Raw genomic sequence first — 19,573 nt, 5'->3', positions numbered from 1 at the left:
AGCCTAGCAACAATGCCGCGACATTAAGCATGAAGCCCCCTAAGCACTTCTGGGTGGCTTACTGCCACTTTCAGCAAGGTTTTAGCGGCCCCGGTGGGTTCACGCCTGCCTTGTTCCCAATCTTGTAAAGTTCGTGCTGACACGCCAAGCAATTTTGCAAACTCAGTTTGGGAAAGGCCAACAAACGACCGGGCCTGTGCGGCCTCAGTAAGGGCTACGTTAGATACCCTGACAGCTTCGCCACGTTTCATTTGTTTGACTGACTCAAGCAAATCTTGCTGAAACCGTTCCATTTCAGAGTCCATTTTCCACCTCTTTTTTCAGTTCTGCTAAAAACGCCGTTGGCAGATTGTCGAATTTTGCTTTAGTGTAAGCAATCAACAGCCAAATGGCATCATTTTCAATAACAAAGTAAATGACCCGCGCTCCGCCACGCTTACCTTTGCCCGAACGCGACCAACGGACTTTCCTGCAACCACCAGAACCAGAAATGACCGCACCCGAATAAGGGTTTGCAGCAATCCAGTTGATGAATTCCGTCACTTCGGCATCTGACCATATTTCTGATGCGTATTTGCGGAAAATAGACGTTTCGGCGACTGTGTACATGCCATGATAATACGGCAAAGCCGTATAAATCGCAAATTAAGTGATGGTTACATTGTATCGAATGTTTTTCGATTAGTGGGCATGACGTTACGGTAAGGATACGCCGCTCACGAAAGCCAAGCGAAGCCACCGAACCTAGATAAAAACTAAACCTCAAAACCGCCAACGTGTCCCTGTCATAGAAAAGTAAACCCCTTTTTGTTAACCTTTGTTACTGTCGTTGTGCCGCACGAAATCATCTCTTTTAAAAATAAAAAAGCTTGACTTCCATGCAGTATTCTATTTTCGAACAACCCTGGCTTATGGGTTGCTTTTTCACTCGTCATTGCTATCAGCTACACACCTCCAGTGACCGTTGATTTTACGGAAACCAAAAAAGCGAACTGGTTTAGGGCCAGTTTTGGCCGGATTACTCGGTGTCCACTGTGTATGGATAGCGGCCTGGGCGTGTCGGCGTGTATGGGTGGGAAACGTAGCTCGAAACAGCAACCATTTATTGCCAGTTGGTTTTTCAACCAGTTGCCAAGTGTTTGTTTCCCGTTGGCGATACAGAGTGACACTCCAATCGAATTCGGGAAGGCCATTGCGTGAGTAACCCGAACCGCCGTACCCGCTTGGATATGCAAAACCTCCAGCGGCAGTCCAGCGGGTCTGGTGAGGCCGTAGCCAATGAGAACATGCTCCAATTTGTGCATAGACCTCAAACACCTGAGCGACCCCGTCCAACTCGGCCTCAACTTGATGCAGCATAAAATCGGTGAGAGTTGACCAAAACTCAGGGTCATCGTCGGGCAAAAGGTGTGCAAGTATTTGTATTTGGTATATTTCGTTTTCGGTCATATTTACCTTGCAACCCAACGTTACGGTAAGGGGCTACCCGGACATGGCTTACAGCGAAGTCGCTCACTATTGAAAATGTAAGCTGGAACAGCGGGCTGGTTTATAGGGCATGATTGGCTAATCAGCCGAAAAAAGCAAAGGCGATTCATTGCCCCGAACTTGCCTTTGGGCTTGATTGCCAAGCAATATCAATTGTCCGGTGCTGATGTACACAGTCCCGAAGATAGAGATTGATAAGGCTTTGATAAGGCACACCCGTACTTTCCGCCATTGCTTTAAAATAATCAACTACATCCTCTCCCAGCCGGATAGTAACCGACTTCTTAAGCTTGGAGGCATAAGGGTTTTTTCGGGACTTCATTTGGGAAAGATCATATTCCGCTTTCATGGCATGTTACCTTTGTAATGGCTGCATTCGCGTTTAGTTGCTTTACGCGCTGATATTATCCTGATTGTATTGCCTGAATCGCGTTCGCAGTGGCAGATAAGAAGCATTCTGGATTCACAACTAAAACCAAGCATCAAGAAACGGTGTTCCTCTTCCGAATGCCCGTCATCATAAAACTGCATTGCAAATTCGTCATAAAAAACGGATTTGGCTTCTTCGAAAGAAACGCCATGTTTTTTTCTGATTGGCGGAGAACGCCAGCAATTCGCACCGTGACAAGCAAGGTTCGGCTAAGGGTGAAAAACGGCGCACCCATGATACCGCATTCCTTTAGCTGACCAGGTTATTTTTCTTGCAAAGAAATGTTCAGTGCTTCCGTTGCTGAAATGCCGCATAACTCCTGCAAAATGCGTTTTGTGAGCGCCGTGATCTCGGTAGTGTTACCGCTGACTGGATATTTCAAAAAAAGAATGGCATCTGGCAGCTCGCCATTGCTGGCAAGGTAGTCTTTTGACGGTGCAATGCCCAGTGAACTGAAAAATTTTCTGATAGCAGCCTCTCGCTGTGGCTCCTGTCGCCACTCAAATGACAGACCCGCCTCCACCACACCGTCCCTTGCACTTAAGCTAAAGCTTCGGGTGTCATCTGGTGTGAAAATGTGCAGAAACTGGAAATGTTTCGAGGGGACGAGCAAGCGTGCCACGTATGGCTCGATGTGGTCGAAGCCGTTGGAGGCGTATTGGTCTGGGGCGGACTCGAATGAAACACCAGAACTTGAAAAAGTGACTATGCCGCTGTTTGGCCCGGAAAAGCTAATGAAAGTGTCACGCGGAAACAAAACAAAGTATGCGGCAACCGCTACTACGATGACACCGGACAAGAATAACAATGCTTTTTTCATGCGACATACAGCCTATTAATATGTTTATTTTGACACGCTTAACAAATTTACTAATTCGTGCATCTTAAGCCAAGGCCGTCGTCTGTGAAGCATACGATGACAGTTTGAGCAAACAAGTGCTAGGTCTTCAATTTTTGTTGTTTCTCCATCTTCGTGAAGTTCGCTAACTGGTTTTGTGTGATGAGCCTCGATGTAACCCTTCCCTAACTCACCGTATTTTTCAAAGAAATTAAAGCCGCAACACATACAACTGAGGCAACCATTCAGACGCAAGGCCTCTTCTTTAGCACGGTATGCCAGTTCAGCGTTTCTTTCCCTAGCCAAATGCAGCCGTTCTTTTAGTTTACCTTCAGGGAAACCGTCTCTAATAGCTGGCATGTTTTTGTCGAGATCGTCGGCTTTCTGACGACTCTCAGCCAAGAAAAATAGCTCTGTTAGGAAATCACTGGCTTCGAAGACATTATTTGGAACGTATATGTTGATGGTGTCAGAGAGAAAGGCTTGGGTAAAATAAGCATGACGCTTCGGATTCATTCTATCTTGTTTTGTCGGATTATAAGTCCAATGCAACGTCAATTCGCTATTCGTGTCACTGATCTTGTGAATTTCGGCGAATCGTCTAGTCTTCGATTCTGGAAAAAGCACTAGGTAGTAATTATCCGGTTGTTTCTGATACTGCTCAAAAATGATAATCCATAATTTACAACCAGTGGAGTCCCTTATTAGGTATCTGCCTTTACAAGGCTTTCCATCAACCGACTTATGAAATTTTGAAAGCTCGCGACTTTGGTCTATCTCAAGAAATGTAAACTGCGATTGTCCAAGTTCTGCAAAATCTCGTAGGAGATTAACAATCTTCTCTGCGTGTTTTGGTAGCATATTGATCCAGTGTAAAGGCTGGCGTTACAGGTAAGGGGCTGCCCACCCGATGATCTACAGCGAAACCGCTTGCCAGTGAAAACTAAAAGCTTCGCCGGCCGAAACGCTGGGGTTGGCTTATTGGGCATGACTCAAGCGCATTTTGCCCGGCAACGCAATGGGTGTCGGCTTAAGTTGGATTGCCAACCGACTTAAGCCAGTGCTTGACGGCTCTCTTTACTTGCTCTTCGGGAACTATCACGAGGGTCGACAGGCTCCACTCCAAAAAAGAGCAAACTGCTAACCGTTGTAATTCAGTGCACAAAAATTTGAAATTCAAGTGTGCCGATTCTTCCGACTTAGCCCGGCCATATTCAGCCAAAGCATTTAAGGTCCAATCGGTAACCAATTGGCCGTAGTTATCCCTATTCAGGACAGCCCATTGCATATAAGCGGGTATTAGGGACAAAAGGCCGGGGCTCCCTGGCAGTTCCATAGGATTCTGGTTTGCTTGGATTTCCGCATCTAAGTCAATTGCTAAATGACTTGACCCTGGAAATGCACTCTCGATAACTTGCAATATATTCATTAGATTACGCGGCGATTGCGGCGGTATTGGACGGCGCGGAGCCAGCAGGTCGCCTGATAGGCAATTCCCATTCGCTCTGCTGTTTAGCTTTGGCTAAGCACCACCTTATTACGCCCCGTGTCTTTAGCCTGATACAGGGCGACATCGGCGGCTTTTAACAGTGCGTGGCTGCTATGGCCATCCTCAGGACAGGCCGCGACCCCAAACGACGCGGTGACTTTCGCTAAGGCTTTGCCCTTGTAAGTAAACTCGTGTTTTTCTATCGCCGCGCGGACGCTTTCGGCGCGGATGGCGGCGGTTTCTTTGTTCGCACCGAGCAAAATCATCACCAACTCTTCGCCGCCGTAGCGGCAGGCGATGTCGTGTTCCCTGAGTTTGGAACGCATAATTTCGGCGATTTCGGTCAGGACAAAATCCCCTGCATCATGCCCGTAGGTGTCATTGTAGGTTTTAAAATGGTCGATATCGATCATAATCAAGCCTAAAGCGGTGGTGTTGCGGTGGCAATTGGCCAGTTCGTGGGCCAAGGATTCATCCAGATAACGGCGGTTAAACAATTGCGTCATCGGGTCGTGCAATGAGCGGTTGCGCAAGGCTTCGCGCAATTTAAGGCTGACCAACGCCATTGCCAAGTTGTCGGCGGCCAGGGAAATCAAACGGGTGCGTGATTCCACCGATGTCCATGCCCCGCGCTTATCGTCGTGCTTATCGCCCAAGGTTACGCACAAAAAGCCGATCATTTCGCCTTGTGCGATGGCGGGGGAGCAGACATAGCCTTGGTTGATGTTGGGCAGGACATGGTGGCACAGGATGGCGTTGTCGGGATCTTCGACAATATGCAGCCGCCCTTGGCGCAGCGCCCAGCAGTCATCGGAGGCAATCGCCAGCGAGGAGAAAAACTGCGCCTCGCCCCAAGTGGCCACCGCCTCCACCAGGCTGTGGTCGTCATTGAACAGGTACAACGCCCCTGACTGGTCGGTAAAAATCCGCTTGGCATAATAATGGACAATGGCATGGGTTTCTTTTAAGGAACGGCATACCTGCAAATACGAATTCAGTTCGTTAATCAGCGCCATTTCGCGGTTATGCTGGGTCAGCTCCAGTTGCGAAAGGTGCAGGCGGTTTTCGTAGTTTTTGCGGTCGGTGATGTCGGTGGACGAGCCGATGAAACCGGAGAATTTGCCTTCCTTGTTAATATAAGGCTCGCCGGTATCGAGGATATAACGGTATTGGCTGTCAAACCGCCGCAAGCGGTATTCCATTTCGAAAGGCTGGTGGGACTGGAACGCATCCCGAAAAACATGCAGGCAGTCGTCACGGTCGTCAGAATGTAATGCGTTTAGCCACGTTTCGCCGCTTAATTGCCCCTCCGTTGTCGCCCCGACAAATTTTTTCCATTTTGAATTGGTAAAGACGACTTTGCCTTCAGAATTGGTCAGCCAAAGCATGACCGGGGCATCTTCGGCAACTATTTTGAAATCCGTGTCTTCTTCAAAAAAAGGCTTATCCGCAATGGTGGGGAGGGCTTCGGTAACAATTTCTTTAGTCTTAGCCATTTTAGGAACCTATCGGGTGGGCAGCGGCTTAATAGAGTGCGGTTAGCATACTACCGTTAGCCGATAATTCAACTGCCATTTATAAATTCTGTAACATATTGGCAAATAAGAAGTGTTTATACGCTTTTATGCCTATCCGCTTGTGGGAATAAGGTGGGGGGGTTAAAAAAAGTTGGCACTGGGTTGTCTGTATAGATGGTTTTTATTTAGGAACGCGGGCATCTTGTCCATACCTGCGGGCAAGATGCCCACGCTCCTAAGTATCCGTCTTCAAGCGTTAATCAATTTCAGACCCGGCGGTAAGGCTTCGCCAAAAATTTGTTTCTCGTCTTTTTCATCCAGCTCTTTGACTTGCTCGACCAGTTCCACCCAAGAGGCCGGGGCTTTGCTGAATTTTAGTTTATCGCTGATCTGTACGCGCAGGCTGTCGTCGATGTCGCGGCTACGGTCGCCGCTCATGCGGGCGATCAAGGTGGCGGCAAAGCCGATATGCGGGGATTTTTTCCAATCTTGGCCGAGCATCTGTTGCAGCCAGACCGCTACTACTTCGGCGGGGATGACGTTATGGCTGCTGCCGTGGAACGGGACGCGTGCGCCGATACGCCCGACCGCCCACCAGGTTTGGTCGGGTTCGCCGGATTTTTGCAGACGTTGCAGCAACCAGTCGCCCAATTGGCTTTTTTGCGCGGCGGGTAAGCGTTCCAGCACCGCCGCCAAGCGGACGATTTCGTCATAGCTGCGGGTTTTAAGTTGTTTGGCGATGCCCGGTTGCCGTGCCGAAGCGGGGTTGATGTATTTGCTGATGTCGTTGAACAATTGCTCTTGGGCGGCGGCGTTCAGGCCTCCGGCAATGCGCCGCCACAGCGTCCACCATTCTGTCCAATTTTGGATCTCGTTGACGAATTGGATGCCGTGCGGGTAATGTTTCCATAATTGCTCAACCCGCCAATCGTCTAAGGGATAACCAAAGCCGGGGCGCAGGCAAAAACCTATCAGGCTTAGCCAGATGCGCTCATGGTTATCGGAGCGGCGGTGGTATTTGCTGCCGTCCAATAATTGCCCGAACAGTGTCCGTAACAGCGGGGTTTCCCAGTCTTGGCGCGGGGTGCCGACAATTTTTTCTAAGTCGGCGCGGAGGCTTTTCACCGCTTTAGGGTCGACTTGTTTGGATTTTGCGCCGTAGATGGTTTGGATTTTTTCTTCCAAGCGCAACAGCTTGTCGGCGGGCAAAGCCACATCGGCGTTGCCGACGGTACGGTTTTTCTTGCGGATCTGAAATTCCACATCCCAGCGTTGCTTAGGGTCGGCGACCGCGACGCATTGGATTTTTAAGGTTCCCACTTCGGTTTGGGTCACCGCCAATTGCACCACCACTTCGCTGGCGACTTCGCCGCCGTCACTGTGCAAGGCCACCGCTAAAGGCGGCAGGGAATGGAAATCATCGGTAATCGCCGCGACATCGCCGGGCTTCACGTTATTGTCGCCCGTGGTTGATGCTAAGTGGAAACGCACCGGAACCCCCAGACGCAAGGCGAATTGGCGGCCTGTCAACAGCACTTCGTCGCCTTCTTCACTGCCTTTGGGCAGGATGCACACACCTTGCTGGTGGTCGGTGCTATCGGTATCGACTAAGAGGAAATAACTACGCGCCGCGCCGCCGCCGATTTTCAGCTTTTTGTCGCGGCGGGCGACGGCGTAACTGACCGCGCCAAAGGCTACGGCCAGTTCGGGATGCAGGTTTTCCAAGAGCAGCGGCGGTTGCTCCCGCCAAGATGCCATTAAGGCCAACAGGCGTTGGGTAATCGGTTGGCTACGGAACACCCCGCCATTCAGCAATAGCGCGTCCGGTACGCCCACGCCGCCGCCCAAGGCTTCTTGTGCCGCCAAGGTATGTTGCTTTAAAAAGGCCGCGATGTGTTTGCTGACCGCCGGTTCGGCGGCGTAAGGCAGGCCAAACTCGACCACGCCGCTACGTTTGCGCTCTGGCAGTTCGTGTAAGCCGGATAAAGGGAAGAAGCCGTCTAAGGCGATATGCCGGACTTCTTCGCGGCTTAACACTGCCGAGCGCGAACTGCCAATCAGTTTCGAGCCGCCGCCTAATAAGGTGACATTGACCTGTTCGGGCGCGTCTTCGGCCAGCAGGCGTTCTTTGGCAATCCGGCATTGCTCGATCAATTGCGAAAAGTCCGCCGCCGACAGGCGTTTGTCCGCCGCGCCCAAACGGCTTTCCGCCAGATGCGCCAAGGCCAAGTCGATATTATCGCCGCCCAGCATCAGATGGTCGCCAACCCCGATGCGGGTCAGTTTCGGCTCGTGCAGACCCTGCTCGACCTTAATCAGCGTCAAGTCGGTGGTGCCGCCGCCGACATCGCAAATCAGTAATAGATGCACTTGGGCTAAGGCTTGCTGGAGATTACCCGTATTGCGGCGCAGCCAATCGTAACAAACCGCTTGCGGTTCTTCCAGCAGGCGCACTTGGCTAAGCCCGGCCTGTTTGGCCGCTTCTAGGGTCAAAGACCGCGCCGCCTCGTCAAAGGACGCGGGAACGGTAATGACAATGTCTTGCTGCTCTAAGGGCGCGTCGGGGAATTTATGCCGCCAGACCGTGCGGATATGCTGCAAATAACTGGCGCTGGCATCAATCGGCGAGACTTTGGCAATGTCTTCACTGCTGCCCCAGGGCAAAATCTCCGCACTATGGTCTACAGACGGGTGTGACAGCCAACTTTTGGCACTGGTGACAAAGCGGCCTTTGGTTTTCGCGCCCAAAACCCGCGCCGCCTCGCCGATGACCGCCGTGGCCCCGGCAGGGGAGAAGCTGACATCCGCTGCCGACAATTCGCCTTCCGCCGGATGGTAGCGCACCGAAGGCAAGAGGGGACGGGCGGCCACTTGACCGGGGGCGACCAGTTGCTCGACAGAAAAAATGTGAATGTCGGCGGATTTGTCGATAGGGGCATAAGCGACCACAGTGTGGGTCGTCCCTAAGTCGATGCCGACCAGATAACGGGGGGCTGGAGTTTGCACGATAGTTTGTTTTTTTATAGTTCTTTTGGAAAATCAGGGATGCTGGCAGGGTTATCACACAGCTACCAATATATTGCAAGTGAGTATTATAGCAAACCTGCGGCGGGGTGTAGGTGGGGATGGCTCTAAGCGCCACGCGGAATTTTTTCCTGCCGGAACTGGGCAATCGGTTAAAATCGTGTTAAAGGTTTTGCCGTATAGAGGTAAGCCAGCAAAATGCCCCCCCGTCAGCCAACTTAGAGAGCAAATAGCCATGCGCCTGTCCTTAAATACGCAAATTTTTCTGGGGGTGCTGCTCGGCGTGCTGCTGGGTTTGCTGTTTGCCCAACTCGGCACAGAAGCCACCTTAAGCCGCCACGGCCTGTATGTGGGTGGGCTAATCAGTACCGTGTTTATTGATTTGCTAAAAATGGTGTTAGTACCACTGGTGTTTACCTCGATTGCTGTCGGGGTCGCCAATTTGCGTCTGCACCAGCAAATGCACCGTGTCTGGGTCGCTACCTTGGGCTTTTTCGTGCTGTCGATGGCGGCGGCGATGGTGCTGGGTCTGACCGCCTGTAACCTGTTTGAGCCGGGTAAGGGCTTAAATCTGGCGATGTTCCAGACTGCCATGCACGGCTTTGATGCCAAGCAAATGACTTTGGCGGACTTTTTCAGCAAGTTTTTGCATGGCCTGTTCGTCAATCCCTTTGCCGCGTTGGCGCAAGGCAATGTGTTGGCCATTGTCATGTTCGCGCTGTTTTTAGGGGTCGCCCTGGTGCTGGGCGGCGAGCGTTACCGCACGGTTTTGGCCTTGTTGCAAGAGGGTCTGGAAATTACCCTACGGATGGTCGGTTGGATTATGCGCTTGGCCCCGTTCGGCATCATGGCTTTATTGGCGCAACTGGTCGCCAGCCAAAACACGGCGTTATTAGCCAGTCTGGCGAAATTTGTCGCCGTAATTGTGGGTACTACCCTCTTGCATTCGGTGCTGGTTTTGCCGCTGATGCTGTACGCCGTGACCCGCGTCAAGCCGCTGGCATTCTTTCGCGGGGCTCGCGAGGCCTTGATTACCGCCTTCGCCACCAGCTCCAGCTCCGCTACCCTGCCTGTCACCTTACGCTGTGCCGAACAGCATTTGCACGTCAAGCCGGACATTGCAGGCTTTGTCATCCCGCTAGGCGCCACCATTAATATGGACGGCACCGCGCTCTACGAAGCCGCCGCCGCGCTGTTCATCGCCAATCTGGCCGGGGTGGAACTGAATTTCGTCCAACAATTGATTGTTTTTTGCACCGCCATGATTGCTGCCATCGGTGCGCCCGGCATCCCCAGCGCGGGCATGGTGACAATGGTCATGGTGCTGCAATCGGTCGGCCTCCCCGCCGAAGCCATCGCCATTTTGTTGCCCATAGACCGTATATTGGACACCGTGCGGACGATGGTCAATGTGCAGGGGGATATGATCGGCAGTTTGATTGTGCAGAAATTGGTTGCGGGTGACGCTGCTCGCGGCACAAGAAGCCGTACGGCGAATTAAAGCACTTTATCGCAAAATACCGAGGCAGTAACAATCTGAGCTTGGCCGATAGCCAGCAGAGATAAGATGCCCGCCCGCTTGTCACCCGTGACCAAATAATGGGCTTGTGATTTGTCTGCCAATGCCAAAAGAAATGCGTCGTTAGGGTCGGCGGCTTCATATCCTGACGGCAAGCGGTCAATGACGGTTGCACTCTGCATATTGTTGAGCATTAGCCCGACACGGTGCGGTTGCAGTATGGTTTTGAATTTTGGGTAACGGCTGGCTCGACGGATTTCCTCTAATTGCTCATTACAGGTAACTAATTCAAAAACGCCTTGCCGCCACGCCTGATAAATACGGTGCGGGGGCGTATTAGGGGAGATCAGCGCACTAAACAGGATATTACTGTCCAAAATGACCCGCATTTATTGCTTTGCCCATGCCAACGCTTCATCAATGGCGTTATCAATCTCGGCTTGGGAATAGGTGGCGTTGTCTGCCTTTGCTGCCGTAGCCGCTAAATCCAAGATACGGCTGCGTACCGCTTCTTCAACGAAACGCGATAAGTCGCCCTTATGCCCACCGCCTTGGCTGGCAAGAAATTGCCGGAGTGCCTGATCGGTATCACGCGAAACCACAAGGCTCCAACGGGCATTTGTTTCTGGATTGGCCATAAAAATAACTCGCACGAATAAATTGTCTGTCTATATGTTTATGTGTTTATATAGCAAATGTCAAGTAAAGCCTTAAGCCCTTTATTTTCAATAAACGCCGCCTACCAACTCGCCAAGCAAACATCTACACCAAGGCGCGAAAATACAAGACAAGCTATCCTGTCGTTTTTCTTGGGGCGGGGAAGTTAACAAGGGTTCGCCCACAACGGTAGTGGCAACCCGTATAGGGAGGCGCGGTAGCAAGACAGGTGTTTTGCCCCACAGCAACCGACATCGCCATTAAATTAAGGAACCGTATTTTATAATCATTTATGTTATGACTGCCTCCAAGCCATGAAAACCGAAACCCGTTCCGAACATTTTGAACCGCCTTCCATCCTCGGCACGATACTGCGGCGGCTGCATATCGACATCCCTTTATTTCTCGGCCTAATCCTCGCGGCCTCGCTTAGCTTTATCATTTTGTACAGCGCAGGCGGGCAGGATATGGGGGTGCTGTATCGGCAAGCGGCGCGGATGGGGTTGGCGTTTGTGCTGATGACAGCGCTGGCGCATGTTAACCCCTACCAGTTCAAACGCTATTCGGCTCTATTATTCGGTATGGGCGTGTTTTTGCTGATAGCCGTGCTTATCATGGGGCAAATCGGTAAAGGGGCGCAGCGCTGGTTGGATTTGGGTTTTTTCCGCTTTCAGCCTTCTGAGATGATTAAGCTGACCACGCCGATGATGGTGGCCTGGTATTTGTCCGAACACGCTTTGCCGCCGAAAATCAAGCAACTGGCAATTGCTACGGGGCTGATTTTATTGCCGACCTTGCTGATCGCTAAGCAACCGGATTTGGGTACGGCGTTGCTGGTCGCCAGTTCGGGGGCAGGGGTATTGTTTTTTGCTGGGCTGTCGTGGCGGTTTATTATCGGCATTGCCGCTATTGTCGGCGCCTTGCTGCCGATTATTTGGCATTTTATGCACGGCTACCAGCGCGATAGGGTGCTGACGTTCTTAAACCCGGAAGCCGACCCGTTGGGGCGCGGCTATCATATTATCCAATCTAAAATCGCCATTGGTTCGGGCGGTATTTACGGCAAGGGCTGGTTGGGCAGTACCCAATCGGAGTTGGATTTTTTGCCGGAAAGCTCCACTGATTTTATTTTTGCCGTTTTCGCCGAGGAGTTTGGCCTGTTCGGCTGTGTCAGCCTGTTGGTGCTGTATGTGCTGATTATCGCGCGTTGCCTGTATATCGCCTCGCAAGCCCATGACACTTACTGCCGTTTATTGGCCAGCAGTCTGGCGTTCACGTTTTTTGTCTATGTTTTTGTCAATATCGGCATGGTCATCGGCATTTTGCCGGTGGTCGGCGTGCCGTTGCCGCTGATCAGTTATGGCGGCACGTCGATAGTCACCTTATTGGCCGGTTTCGGTATCTTAATGTCCATCCACACCCACAAAAAACGCCTATCACGCTGATGACTACTTATTTTTCCGTATTGCGCCGCAGTCTTCTACTGGTGTCGGCCACCGCTTGGCTGAGCGCCTGTACCCATACCGCCAGACCTACAGTGCCGATGGCGGCTTTTGTCGATAATATGGTCGCCGTCCACCATTTTGATGCCGCCGAACTGAAGGCCTTAATGGCCTCGGCGGTGATTAATGACGATATTCTGGCAAAAATCGCCAAACCTGCCGAAGCCAAGCCGTGGTATCAGTACCGGAAGTTGTTCTTGACCGATAAGCGCGTTGCCGGGGGGGTAAAGTTTTGGGCTGACAACGCCGAAACCTTGGCGGAGGCTGAACGCCGCTATGGCGTACCGGCACAGATTATCGTCGCCATTATCGGTGTGGAGACCAGTTACGGGCAAAATACCGGCCATTATCGGGTGCTGGATGCCTTGGCAACCTTGGGCTTTGCTTACCCCCGCCGCAGCAATTTTTTCTTAGGCGAGTTGGAGCAGTTTTTATTGCTCTGCCGCGAGGAACATATCGACCCCCGCCAACCGTTAGGCTCGTATGCTGGGGCGATGGGTATGCCGCAGTTTATGCCCAGCAGTTTTCGCCGCTATGCCGCTGATTTTAATAATAATGGCCGCCGCGACATTTGGCATGACCCCGCCGATGTGATTGCCAGTGTCGGGACTTATTTTAGCCGCTTCCACTGGCGTAGCGGACAGCCTATCGCCAGCCCTGTGCAGGCGGTCGGCGAGCAATATAAATCGATTCTTAATGATAACCTTAAGCCGGATTTAAGACTCGCTGGGTTAGAATCACTCAACTTGAAAATATCGCAGCCCTTGGTTTTGACCGAAAAAGTCAAAATTCTTGAATTAAATCAAGAGCAAGGTGTGGAATTATGGGCGGTTACCGACAATTTTTATTGTCTGACCCGTTATAACCATAGCGCCTTATATGCCATGGCTGTGTGTCAACTCAGTGAATTTATCTTAAATCAAAGGGGACAGACCCATGAACAAACTCATAACAGCAATGCTCTATCTGGTGGTATGCAGTTTTTTTAGCAATCCGATTTCAACAGCGGCGGCGGCCAAGCACAGCGGTAGGCATCATCAGCACCACACCGCCAGACACCCTCACCACTACCGTCACCATCATTCAGGCTCGCGTAACGGTGGCAATGAAGGCATCGCCTCTTGGTATGGCAACCAATTCCAAGGCCACGTTACCGCCAGTGGCGAACGCTACGACATGAACGAGCTGACCGCCGCCCATAATTCGCTACCGCTGTCCTCTTATGTCCAAGTCACCAATATGCACAATCAACGGACAGTCGTGGTACGCATTAATGACCGTGGCCCGTACACCGGCAACCGCGTGATGGATTTGTCTTATGCTGCCGCCAAAGAATTAGGCATCCATAAGTCAGGTACTGCGGCGATCAAAATCACGCCCTTAGCGATGAATTAAGCTTTTTTAAGTCTGCCTCCCCCCGTTACCGCCCCTGTTGTCCTTGCCGTACAGCAAGGCGCGTAACTTTGCTGCGTTTTAACCCGCCGTCATCCGCCAAAATTGCTACTGAAACCCAACAAATAGGCTGCGCCATGATACAATAAGGGCTGTTTTATTCCGTCCTATCCCCCGCAGAGCAGCAATGATGCCATTCAAAAAATTTACTTTGTTCTTATTTCTGGGTTTCCAATTCTCGCTCTTGCCCGCTAATGCCGCCGAGCCTGATATGGCTATCCCGCCGCCACCGACAATCGCCGCAACCGCCTATATTTTAAAGGATGCTAATACGGGTAAGATTTTGGCGGAAAACAATGCCGACGCAAAGCTCGCACCCGCCAGCTTGACTAAAATCATGACCGTGTATGTGGTCTTTAACGAAATCAAAAAAGGCACCTTACACCTTGACGATCTGGTCACGGTCAGCGCCAAAGCGCGGGCGGCTTCCGGTTCGCGGATGTTTATCGAGGTGAATGAGCGGGTTAAAATCGAAGACTTGCTCAAAGGGGTGATTATCCAATCGGGTAACGATGCCAGTGTCGCCTTGGCCGAGCATGTTGCAGGCAGTGAAGAGACCTTTGCGGAAATGATGAACCAACAGGCAGCACGCTTGGGCATGAACAATAGCCACTTTAAAAACAGTGACGGCTTGCCGATTGCCGACCATTACACTTCCGCCCGTGATTTAGCGATCCTGACTTCGGCGCTCATTAAAGAGTTTCCTGAATACTATCCGTGGTTTTCGCAAAAAGAATTCACTTACAACAATATTACCCAGCATAACCGCAACCAATTATTGTCGCGTGACGAATCGGTGGACGGTGTTAAAACTGGCTTCACCGACGAGGCAGGTTACTGTTTGGTCGCTTCCGCCCTGCGGGAGAATATGCGCCTGATCTCCATTGTGATGGGGACGAAAAGCAGTAAGGCCCGCGCCAATGAAAACCAAAGCCTGCTCAATTACGGTTTCCGCTTCTACGAATCGCACCGCCTCTATCAGGGCAAAACATCTTTAAGCGAAGCGCGGCTGTGGAAAGGTGCGGAGCAAACACTGCCATTAGGCTTGCCGGAAGATTTGTACGTTACGATCCCGCGCCGCCATTACAACGATTTGAAAGCGGTCGTTACCGTCGATAAAAAGATCACCGCGCCGGTTACCGAGGGCGAAAAACACGGCACGGTCAATGTCACCTTAAAAGGCGAACCGCTCATCAGCAAAGACTTGGTGGCGTTAAAAACCATCGATTCCGGCAATATTTTTCGCCGTCTTTACGATGGGGCGCTGATGTCCTTCGAGAAATCTGACGATGGCAAGTAAGGCCGTCTATTTAAACGGTAGCTACCTGCCTTTACAGGAAGCCAAAGTCTCGGTATTAGACCGGGGTTTTCTGTTTGGCGATGGCGTGTATGAAGTGATCCCGGTGTATTATGGCAAGCCGTTCCGTCTTGACAGCCATTTGCAGCGCTTGGATAACAGCCTCGCGGCTATACGCCTGCCAAATCCGCACAGCCGCAGCGAATGGCGGGACATTTTCGCACCGCTGGTGGCGGCGGATAAAAACCAATACCTGTATTTGCAAATCACCCGTGGGGCAGCCGAGAAACGCGACCATGCTTTTCCTGAAAATACTGCGCCCACCGTCTTTGCGATGTGCGCCGATATTGTGCCGTTTGCGGGTACGCAGGACGGTATCGCCGCCGTCACTATGGACGACAGCCGTTGGCGGCTGTGCCATGCCAAGACCATCACCTTATTGGCCAATATATTGCACCGCCAAGCGGCGGTAGACCAGGGCGGCGGCGAAGCCATCCTGATTAAGGACGGAAACGTCACCGAAGGGGCCGCCAGTAATGTCTTTGCCGTACTTGACGGTGTGCTGGTCACCCCTGGGCCAAGCCCTGCGCTATTGTCCGGCATTACGCGTGAGGTGATTTTGGAGTTGGCTCAGAAAAATGCTATCCCTTGCCGTGAAAGCGCGATCAGTGCCGCAGAATTGAACTCTGCCAGCGAGATTTGGGTCACTAGCTCAATCCGTGAGCTTATTGCGGTGGTCGAATTAGACGGTGCGGTGGTGGGCGACGGAAAACCGGGGCCACTCTGGCAAACGCTAAATAGCCTTTTTCAAGCTTATAAACAATCCCTATCATGAGTGAAGACACCTTATTTGAATTTCCCTGCGCGTTCCCTATCAAGGCAATGGGCAAAAACGATGTGGAACTGGATGTGCTGATTATTGAAATCATCAGCCGCCACGCCCCCGACATCAGTCCCGCCGACCTGAAAGCACGACCCAGTAAAGACGGCAATTTTTTGGCCATCACCGCCACCATCCAAGCCCACAGCAAACAGCAACTGGATGCCATTTACCAGGATCTGACTGACCATCCGCTGATTTTATTTGCTTTGTAGCCGATTAGAGCTAGCCTAAACCGCCCGTGGTGCACGGGCGGGATTTATGCTTTTGTCATTTGCGTACAACGGACTCTGGCCTTAAGCCTCGGTCAGTCTGCTTGCCGCCTCACGGTATTTCGCCGCGCAAAATTCCGCGACATCGGCGGGCAGGGCGGGGGCCGGGTAGGTTTTATCCCAATCTAAAGTTTCCAGATAATCGCGGACATATTGCTTGTCGAAACTGGGCGGGCTAATGCCGACCTGATACTGATCTGCTGGCCAAAACCGTGATGAATCGGGGGTCAGGGCTTCGTCGATCCAATACAATGTCCCTTGTTCATCGACACCAAATTCAAACTTCGTATCGGCAATGATTATGCCCCGTTCTTGGGCATAAGCGGCGGCAGTTTTATAGAGTTGCAAGCTGGCGGCGCGTACTTGCTCGGCCAAGTCTTCGCCGATGAGGGCGACGGTCGCGGCAAAATCGACATTTTCATCATGTTGGTCGACACCCGCTTTGGTTGACGGCGTGTAAATCGGCTCCGGCAGGATTTGCGCCTGTTGCAGGCCAGCGGGCAAGGTAATGCCGCATACGGCCCCGGTTTTTTGGTAATCTTTCCAGCCGGAACCGATCAGGTAGCCGCGCACAATCGCTTCTACGGGCAAAGGGCGCAGTTTTTTCACGACAATGGCGCGGCCTTCAATCTGTGCCCGTTCTTCTGCATCCGAAACCACTTGCGCTAAGGGAATGTCGGTCAGATGGTTAGGGATAATGTCGCGCATTTTGTTAAACCAAAAGTTCGACACCTGCGTTAAAACCCGGCCTTTACCAGGAATAGGGTCTGGCAAAATGACATCAAACGCCGACAGGCGGTCAGTGGTGACGATCAGCAAGGTATGCGCGTCAATATCGTACATATCCCGCACTTTGCCGCGGGCAAGCAGCGGCAAGGAAGTCAGGGCGGATTGGTGCAGGGCGTGTGGTGCGGTCATAAAGTCTCTTATCGTGTACAAAGGGTAGTTTAAAAGGGCAATAACATCAGAACGTCTTAAAGACACCGCTATCGTCGTCGGTATCCGACAACGCCATCCCGGCATTAAACGCCCCGTTCGTTTCCGCGCCCAGCTTAATCATCAGGCGGACTTCGTTTCTGGAATCGGCCGAATTCAAGGCATCTTCATAACTGATCTTGCCTTCGGCATATAAGTCATACAAGGCTTGGTCGAAGGTTTGCATTCCTTGCTCGCGCGAGTCTTTCATCAACTCCTTCAGCTTATGGATTTCGCCCTTACGGATGTAATCTTTCGCCAGTGGCGTGTTAATCAGCACTTCCACGGCGGGATAACGGCCTTTACCATCAGAACGCTTAATCAACTGTTGCGCCACCACACCGCGCAAGTTCATCGACAAGTCCATCAGCACCTGGCCGTGCATTTCTTCGGGGAAAAAATGCAGGATACGGTCTAAAGCCTGGTTAGCATTGTTGGCGTGTAAAGTCGTCAAGCATAAATGGCCGGTTTCGGCAAAGGTGAGGGCATTCTGCATGGTTTCGCGCGTCCGCACCTCACCGATCAGAATCACATCCGGGGCTTGCCGTAGGGTATTTTTTAGCGCCACTTCATAAGATTCGGTATCGATGCCGATTTCCCGTTGGGTGATGATGCAGCCTAAATGCTGGTGCTGGAACTCTATCGGGTCTTCAATGGTGATGATATGGCCGCTGCTGTGTTGGTTACGGTGTTTGATCAGTGCCGCTAAAGAAGTTGACTTACCTGTGCCGGTCGCACCGACAAACACCAGTAAGCCGCGCTTTTCCATAATCAGGTCTTTTAGGATAGGCGGCAAATACAGGCTGTCGGCATCGGGAATATCGTGCTCGATGCGCCGTAACACCATGCCCGCCGAAGTCCGTTGGGTAAAGGCACTGACCCGAAACCGTCCTAAGCCGGGCACACCGATGGCAAACTGGCACTCTAAGGTCTGCAAAAACTCATCTTTATGGCGTTGGTCCATAATGCTCAGGACAATAGCCATTGACTGTTCAGAGGTCAGCGTAGTTTTCGACACCTCAACTAATTTGCCGTCAATTTTCATGCTCGGCGCCCGCCCGGCGGTGATAAACAAATCCGAGGCTTTCTTTTGCACCATCAACGCCAGCAACGCGTTAAAATCCATAACTACAACCTCACAAGAACATGTCTTTATTAACCGCTTTGACCATCGCCGTCTTCGCCGCAACTTGCCCTTTGTCGACCAGTTCGCGTAAATTTTGGTCTAGCGTCTGCATACCGTCTTTGCGCCCGGTTTGAATCGCCGAATACATTTGGGCAACTTTCGCTTCGCGGATCAAGTTTCTGATGGCTGGCGTACCGACCATGATTTCGTGCGCCGCGATCCGCCCGCCGCCATTTTTCTTCATTAAAGTCTGGGAAATGACCGCTTGCAACGATTCCGACAACATGGCGCGGATCATATCTTTTTCAGCCGCCGGAAACACGTCGATAATCCGGTCGATGGTCTTTGCCGCCGAGGTGGTGTGCAGGGTACCGAACACTAAGTGGCCCGTTTCGGCGGCGGTCAACGCCAACCGGATGGTTTCCAGGTCGCGCATTTCACCGACCAGGATAATGTCGGGGTCTTCGCGTAAGGCTGAGCGTAAGGCCTCGTTAAAGCCATGCGTGTCGCGGTGGACTTCGCGTTGGTTAATCAGGCATTTTTGGCTTTCGTGGACAAACTCGATAGGGTCTTCAACGGTCAGGATATGTGCGTAATCATTGTTATTGATGTGGTTAATCATCGCCGCCAGTGTGGTCGATTTGCCCGAACCTGTAGGCCCTGTCACCAGAATGAGGCCGCGCGGGCGTTTACATAATTCCTCAAAAAACTTCGGTGCGTTTAAATCTTCAAGGCTCAAAACTTTGGAGGGAATGGTTCGGAACACCCCACCCGCCCCACGGTTTTGGTTGAAGGCGTTAACCCGGAACCGCGCAATGCCCGGCAACTCAAACGAAAAGTCTGTTTCTAAAAATTCTTCGTAATCGCGCCGCTGCTTGTCGTTCATGATGTCATAAATCAACGCATGGACTTCTTTATGGTCTAAAGCCGGAATATTGATGCGGCGAATATCGCCATCCACCCGAATCATCGGTGGCAAGCCCGCCGACAAATGTAAGTCCGATGCCTTGTTTTTAACCGAGAACGCCAATAATTCGCTAATATCCATAAGTTCCTCTTGCCAAGTGAAGTAAAAATAGTGTTACTTTATACCATATATAACTTGTA

The 19,573-nt window shown here is 51.6% G+C and carries 22 protein-coding genes; 7 read left to right on the top strand and 15 right to left on the bottom strand.

What is annotated here, in order from left to right; translation table 11 throughout:
* Window positions 1–23: 23 nt before the first annotated feature.
* The 10 genes from CEK71_RS12025 to CEK71_RS11980 form a co-directional block, all read right to left on the bottom strand.
* Window positions 24–305 (bottom strand): helix-turn-helix domain-containing protein, encoded by a 282-nt coding sequence (locus CEK71_RS12025; RefSeq protein ID WP_088619615.1) that lies wholly within the window; start codon window positions 303–305, stop codon window positions 24–26.
* Window positions 295–609: a type II toxin-antitoxin system RelE/ParE family toxin gene (locus tag CEK71_RS12020; protein ID WP_088619614.1), complete on the bottom strand. Its 315-nt coding sequence runs from the start codon at window positions 607–609 to the stop codon at window positions 295–297. Before CEK71_RS12020 ends, CEK71_RS12025 begins: the two co-directional genes overlap by 11 nt.
* A gap of 315 nt (window positions 610–924) precedes the next feature.
* A complete protein-coding gene (locus tag CEK71_RS12015; RefSeq protein WP_088619613.1) occupies window positions 925–1,449 on the bottom strand; it encodes a hypothetical protein in 525 nt (174 codons plus the stop codon).
* A gap of 145 nt (window positions 1,450–1,594) precedes the next feature.
* Complete coding sequence (locus CEK71_RS12010; protein WP_088619612.1) at window positions 1,595–1,837, bottom strand: BrnA antitoxin family protein; 243 nt, start codon at window positions 1,835–1,837, stop codon at window positions 1,595–1,597.
* Window positions 1,834–2,082 carry a BrnT family toxin gene (locus tag CEK71_RS12005; RefSeq protein ID WP_088619611.1) on the bottom strand — a complete coding sequence of 83 codons (249 nt, stop codon included), beginning with the start codon at window positions 2,080–2,082 and terminating at the stop codon, window positions 1,834–1,836. Before CEK71_RS12005 ends, CEK71_RS12010 begins: the two co-directional genes overlap by 4 nt.
* 98 nt (window positions 2,083–2,180) lie before the next feature.
* A complete protein-coding gene (locus CEK71_RS12000) occupies window positions 2,181–2,738 on the bottom strand; it encodes a hypothetical protein (protein WP_088619610.1) in 558 nt (185 codons plus the stop codon).
* 24 nt (window positions 2,739–2,762) lie between these two features.
* The gene (locus CEK71_RS23190) at window positions 2,763–3,617 is read right to left on the bottom strand and encodes an HNH endonuclease (protein ID WP_198328193.1); all 855 of its coding nucleotides are present in this window, start codon (window positions 3,615–3,617) and stop codon (window positions 2,763–2,765) included.
* 169 nt (window positions 3,618–3,786) lie between these two features.
* The gene (locus CEK71_RS11990) at window positions 3,787–4,185 is read right to left on the bottom strand and encodes a hypothetical protein (RefSeq protein ID WP_088619609.1); all 399 of its coding nucleotides are present in this window, start codon (window positions 4,183–4,185) and stop codon (window positions 3,787–3,789) included.
* A gap of 83 nt (window positions 4,186–4,268) precedes the next feature.
* Window positions 4,269–5,741 carry a sensor domain-containing diguanylate cyclase gene (locus tag CEK71_RS11985; RefSeq protein ID WP_088619608.1) on the bottom strand — a complete coding sequence of 491 codons (1,473 nt, stop codon included), beginning with the start codon at window positions 5,739–5,741 and terminating at the stop codon, window positions 4,269–4,271.
* A 270-nt stretch (window positions 5,742–6,011) separates the two neighbouring features.
* Window positions 6,012–8,768, bottom strand: a complete 2,757-nt coding sequence (locus CEK71_RS11980) for an Hsp70 family protein (protein WP_088619607.1) — start codon at window positions 8,766–8,768, stop codon at window positions 6,012–6,014.
* A gap of 253 nt (window positions 8,769–9,021) precedes the next feature.
* Here CEK71_RS11980 and CEK71_RS11975 point away from each other — a divergent pair, with 253 nt between their 5' ends.
* Entirely contained in the window at window positions 9,022–10,287 is a 1,266-nt protein-coding gene (locus CEK71_RS11975) for a dicarboxylate/amino acid:cation symporter (protein WP_088619606.1), read from the top strand.
* Here the strand turns inward: CEK71_RS11975 and CEK71_RS11970 are convergent.
* The gene (locus CEK71_RS11970; RefSeq protein WP_088619605.1) at window positions 10,284–10,694 is read right to left on the bottom strand and encodes a putative toxin-antitoxin system toxin component, PIN family; all 411 of its coding nucleotides are present in this window, start codon (window positions 10,692–10,694) and stop codon (window positions 10,284–10,286) included. The two genes, CEK71_RS11975 and CEK71_RS11970, sit on opposite strands and share 4 nt — an antisense overlap.
* Complete coding sequence (locus CEK71_RS11965) at window positions 10,695–10,943, bottom strand: ribbon-helix-helix domain-containing protein (RefSeq protein WP_088619604.1); 249 nt, start codon at window positions 10,941–10,943, stop codon at window positions 10,695–10,697.
* 333 nt (window positions 10,944–11,276) lie between these two features.
* Here CEK71_RS11965 and rodA point away from each other — a divergent pair, with 333 nt between their 5' ends.
* From rodA to CEK71_RS11935, 6 genes are all read left to right on the top strand, one after another.
* Complete coding sequence (gene rodA / locus CEK71_RS11960; RefSeq protein WP_088619603.1) at window positions 11,277–12,407, top strand: rod shape-determining protein RodA; 1,131 nt, start codon at window positions 11,277–11,279, stop codon at window positions 12,405–12,407.
* On the top strand, window positions 12,407–13,453 hold the full coding sequence (gene mltB, locus CEK71_RS11955) for a lytic murein transglycosylase B (protein WP_232463628.1): 1,047 nt from the start codon (window positions 12,407–12,409) through the stop codon (window positions 13,451–13,453). Before rodA ends, mltB begins: the two co-directional genes overlap by 1 nt.
* Entirely contained in the window at window positions 13,401–13,859 is a 459-nt protein-coding gene (locus tag CEK71_RS11950; RefSeq protein WP_088619602.1) for a septal ring lytic transglycosylase RlpA family protein, read from the top strand. The genes mltB and CEK71_RS11950 overlap by 53 nt, the downstream gene beginning before the upstream one ends.
* Window positions 13,860–14,043: 184 nt before the next feature.
* Complete coding sequence (locus tag CEK71_RS11945) at window positions 14,044–15,216, top strand: D-alanyl-D-alanine carboxypeptidase family protein (RefSeq protein ID WP_088619601.1); 1,173 nt, start codon at window positions 14,044–14,046, stop codon at window positions 15,214–15,216.
* Window positions 15,206–16,048 carry a D-amino acid aminotransferase gene (locus CEK71_RS11940; RefSeq protein ID WP_088619600.1) on the top strand — a complete coding sequence of 281 codons (843 nt, stop codon included), beginning with the start codon at window positions 15,206–15,208 and terminating at the stop codon, window positions 16,046–16,048. Before CEK71_RS11945 ends, CEK71_RS11940 begins: the two co-directional genes overlap by 11 nt.
* Complete coding sequence (locus CEK71_RS11935) at window positions 16,045–16,308, top strand: YbeD family protein (RefSeq protein ID WP_088619599.1); 264 nt, start codon at window positions 16,045–16,047, stop codon at window positions 16,306–16,308. Before CEK71_RS11940 ends, CEK71_RS11935 begins: the two co-directional genes overlap by 4 nt.
* A gap of 81 nt (window positions 16,309–16,389) precedes the next feature.
* On the opposite strand, the gene CEK71_RS11930 is transcribed toward CEK71_RS11935, so the two are convergent.
* The 3 genes from CEK71_RS11930 to CEK71_RS11920 are packed head-to-tail and all read right to left on the bottom strand — an operon-like array spanning window position 16,390 to window position 19,514.
* Window positions 16,390–17,283 (bottom strand): phosphoribosylaminoimidazolesuccinocarboxamide synthase, encoded by an 894-nt coding sequence (locus CEK71_RS11930; RefSeq protein WP_088619598.1) that lies wholly within the window; start codon window positions 17,281–17,283, stop codon window positions 16,390–16,392.
* A gap of 46 nt (window positions 17,284–17,329) precedes the next feature.
* Window positions 17,330–18,466 (bottom strand): PilT/PilU family type 4a pilus ATPase, encoded by a 1,137-nt coding sequence (locus CEK71_RS11925; RefSeq protein WP_088619597.1) that lies wholly within the window; start codon window positions 18,464–18,466, stop codon window positions 17,330–17,332.
* Between the two features lie 10 nt (window positions 18,467–18,476).
* The gene (locus CEK71_RS11920; protein ID WP_088619596.1) at window positions 18,477–19,514 is read right to left on the bottom strand and encodes a type IV pilus twitching motility protein PilT; all 1,038 of its coding nucleotides are present in this window, start codon (window positions 19,512–19,514) and stop codon (window positions 18,477–18,479) included.
* Between the last annotated feature and the right edge of the window lie 59 nt (window positions 19,515–19,573).

This window comes from Methylovulum psychrotolerans, from assembly GCF_002209385.1.
Lineage (GTDB): Bacteria > Pseudomonadota > Gammaproteobacteria > Methylococcales > Methylomonadaceae > Methylovulum > Methylovulum psychrotolerans.
Note: the sequence above shows the minus strand (reverse complement) of the source record. Positions and strands in the feature narration are given on the sequence as shown.

What these genes read in the sequence shown, in the direction of transcription:
- CEK71_RS12025 (WP_088619615.1), bottom strand. Translation starts at nt 305, where the DNA reads ATGGACTCTGAAATGGAACGGTTTCAGCAAGATTTGCTTGAGTCAGTC.
- CEK71_RS12020 (WP_088619614.1), bottom strand. Translation starts at nt 609, where the DNA reads ATGTACACAGTCGCCGAAACGTCTATTTTCCGCAAATACGCATCAGAA.
- CEK71_RS12015 (WP_088619613.1), bottom strand. Translation starts at nt 1,449, where the DNA reads ATGACCGAAAACGAAATATACCAAATACAAATACTTGCACACCTTTTG.
- CEK71_RS12010 (WP_088619612.1), bottom strand. Translation starts at nt 1,837, where the DNA reads ATGAAAGCGGAATATGATCTTTCCCAAATGAAGTCCCGAAAAAACCCT.
- CEK71_RS12000 (WP_088619610.1), bottom strand. Translation starts at nt 2,738, where the DNA reads ATGAAAAAAGCATTGTTATTCTTGTCCGGTGTCATCGTAGTAGCGGTT.
- CEK71_RS23190 (WP_198328193.1), bottom strand. Translation starts at nt 3,617, where the DNA reads ATGCTACCAAAACACGCAGAGAAGATTGTTAATCTCCTACGAGATTTT.
- CEK71_RS11990 (WP_088619609.1), bottom strand. Translation starts at nt 4,185, where the DNA reads ATGAATATATTGCAAGTTATCGAGAGTGCATTTCCAGGGTCAAGTCAT.
- CEK71_RS11985 (WP_088619608.1), bottom strand. Translation starts at nt 5,741, where the DNA reads ATGGCTAAGACTAAAGAAATTGTTACCGAAGCCCTCCCCACCATTGCG.
- CEK71_RS11975 (WP_088619606.1), top strand. Translation starts at nt 9,022, where the DNA reads ATGCGCCTGTCCTTAAATACGCAAATTTTTCTGGGGGTGCTGCTCGGC.
- CEK71_RS11970 (WP_088619605.1), bottom strand. Translation starts at nt 10,694, where the DNA reads ATGCGGGTCATTTTGGACAGTAATATCCTGTTTAGTGCGCTGATCTCC.
- CEK71_RS11965 (WP_088619604.1), bottom strand. Translation starts at nt 10,943, where the DNA reads ATGGCCAATCCAGAAACAAATGCCCGTTGGAGCCTTGTGGTTTCGCGT.
- rodA (WP_088619603.1), top strand. Translation starts at nt 11,277, where the DNA reads ATGAAAACCGAAACCCGTTCCGAACATTTTGAACCGCCTTCCATCCTC.
- mltB (WP_232463628.1), top strand. Translation starts at nt 12,407, where the DNA reads ATGACTACTTATTTTTCCGTATTGCGCCGCAGTCTTCTACTGGTGTCG.
- CEK71_RS11950 (WP_088619602.1), top strand. Translation starts at nt 13,401, where the DNA reads ATGAACAAACTCATAACAGCAATGCTCTATCTGGTGGTATGCAGTTTT.
- CEK71_RS11945 (WP_088619601.1), top strand. Translation starts at nt 14,044, where the DNA reads ATGATGCCATTCAAAAAATTTACTTTGTTCTTATTTCTGGGTTTCCAA.
- CEK71_RS11940 (WP_088619600.1), top strand. Translation starts at nt 15,206, where the DNA reads ATGGCAAGTAAGGCCGTCTATTTAAACGGTAGCTACCTGCCTTTACAG.
- CEK71_RS11935 (WP_088619599.1), top strand. Translation starts at nt 16,045, where the DNA reads ATGAGTGAAGACACCTTATTTGAATTTCCCTGCGCGTTCCCTATCAAG.
- CEK71_RS11930 (WP_088619598.1), bottom strand. Translation starts at nt 17,283, where the DNA reads ATGACCGCACCACACGCCCTGCACCAATCCGCCCTGACTTCCTTGCCG.
- CEK71_RS11925 (WP_088619597.1), bottom strand. Translation starts at nt 18,466, where the DNA reads ATGGATTTTAACGCGTTGCTGGCGTTGATGGTGCAAAAGAAAGCCTCG.
- CEK71_RS11920 (WP_088619596.1), bottom strand. Translation starts at nt 19,514, where the DNA reads ATGGATATTAGCGAATTATTGGCGTTCTCGGTTAAAAACAAGGCATCG.